Annotated in this window: 2 protein-coding genes; one reads left to right on the top strand and one right to left on the bottom strand. The window is 42.0% G+C overall.

The features are described from left to right. Positions 1-190: hypothetical protein (locus JGK22_RS33080; protein WP_293314568.1), on the top strand; the 190-nt coding region annotated here is incomplete at its 5' end. Positions 191-423: 233 nt separating this feature from the next. On the opposite strand, the gene JGK22_RS33075 is transcribed toward JGK22_RS33080, so the two are convergent. Beyond that, on the bottom strand, positions 424-1582 hold a 1159-nt coding region (locus JGK22_RS33075), incomplete at its 5' end, for a site-specific integrase (RefSeq protein ID WP_293314566.1).

The following is a 1582-nucleotide window of genomic DNA, read 5'->3' as shown; positions in this document are numbered from 1 at the left end:
TGGCAAGAAAGAGAAGGGTAGCGCTAAGGGAACTATTAAAAATGCCCTAGCATCCAAAATAGAAGAATTAGTGCGGACTAGCGAACTAGATATGATGCTGCAACGGGAAAACTTGGGCTTAGCGCCGAAGGGGGATATGAAAGAATTTATGCAGCCCTTGATAAAAAAGCTGAAGGGGCGTAGACGGTGACGGCAATATTCTATACGTTGATTATTTATTCAACCGCAATAGCCGTAATTTTTATCGCTTTTAGTCCAGGTAGTGTAGTATAAATATATACAACGTTTCTCTCTTCGGACTATCGTTGTATTAAAGTAGGCTCCTAAAGTAGGGCCTTACTTTGTAAAATGACAGTAGGTACAGGAAAATAGTCAAAAAAATACCCCCTGATTAAAGGGGGTAAGTGACTTACCAGGTAAGGGTTAAACTTCGACAAGATGTATATCTTTATCAAATCCTAGGTAATGCTTAACAATGATTTCAACACTGTTCCCGCAAGCGTGAGCCAATAGCAGAAGAGCCGATGTGTCACTTTTGTTAGCGTGAGCGGTAAGGGTAATGTAAGTGTGTCTAGTGTGATAAGGTGCGAGATATTGGCTGATTTTGCCTTCAGAAACAAGTCGAGTAACTACGCCAGGATAGTGGTATTCGTAGCTTTTGCCATTTACTTCTTTCTTATCTACCTTGCCTAGCCATATTAAAGAGTGACTGCTGTTGCTATGAGTTTGGCCGCCTACCTGTGGGAATACAAGGTCAACTGATGATTGACTTTTTCTAATATTAGATAGAAGGCTAGCTATTTTCGGGGTGATTCTGAACATTCTTATCTCTTTAGTTTTTGTCCGCTTTGTAGATTTAATGCTGGTTGCGTAGCTCTTACTAAAACGGATATAGCCACGGTCAAAGAAAATATCACCCCAACGCAATGCGAAAGCTTCACCGGGTCGGCAACCTGTCAGAAACAAAAATTCAATCAAGGGCGCGGCTTTACGTTCATTTTGCTTGTCTGATTCATAGAATGCCCTGACAATAATGTCACGTTCATTCTTGGTAAAAAAACGTACATCAGTTTCGCATTCTTCCTCTTGCCTACTATCTTGCAACTGCCACCATTCTAGTATTTCACCATCGACACCGATTGCTGATGTGTACTTTTCCTTAGGATTCTCGACAACTTCAAGATGTAAGTTTCGATAAGGGTTTTGAGCATTCTTTATCATGCCCGTTGATTGCCCTCGATCAAAAGCTTCATTTAACGCTCGGATGGTATCGACAATAGCAGCCTTATTGTAAGGTGACAATAATAGTTTTTCAGCAGACAATCTGTTAGCAGGTAGACTGCTGATGTCGTTCCCGGTAGCGGAAAAACTACGGCTTTTTTTGTCCCATTTCAGCCCTTTGATGATATTTGAATAACGTCGCAGATAGCGGTCAGCAAAAGTAGATGGCTCTACTTTTGTTTCTTTCCACTCAAGGTACGCTTCCCACATCTCGCCTACGGTAATCTCGGGTGTTGCAGCCTGTACACCTGGCATCTGAAGTACATCAGCTAGCTTGGCATATTTGCCCCCGCCTATACCA

The sequence above is a fragment of the Microcoleus sp. PH2017_08_TRC_O_A genome (assembly GCF_020738665.1).
Classification (GTDB): Bacteria; Cyanobacteriota; Cyanobacteriia; order Cyanobacteriales; family Microcoleaceae; genus Microcoleus.
This window is presented reverse-complemented; position numbering and strand designations above follow the sequence as displayed.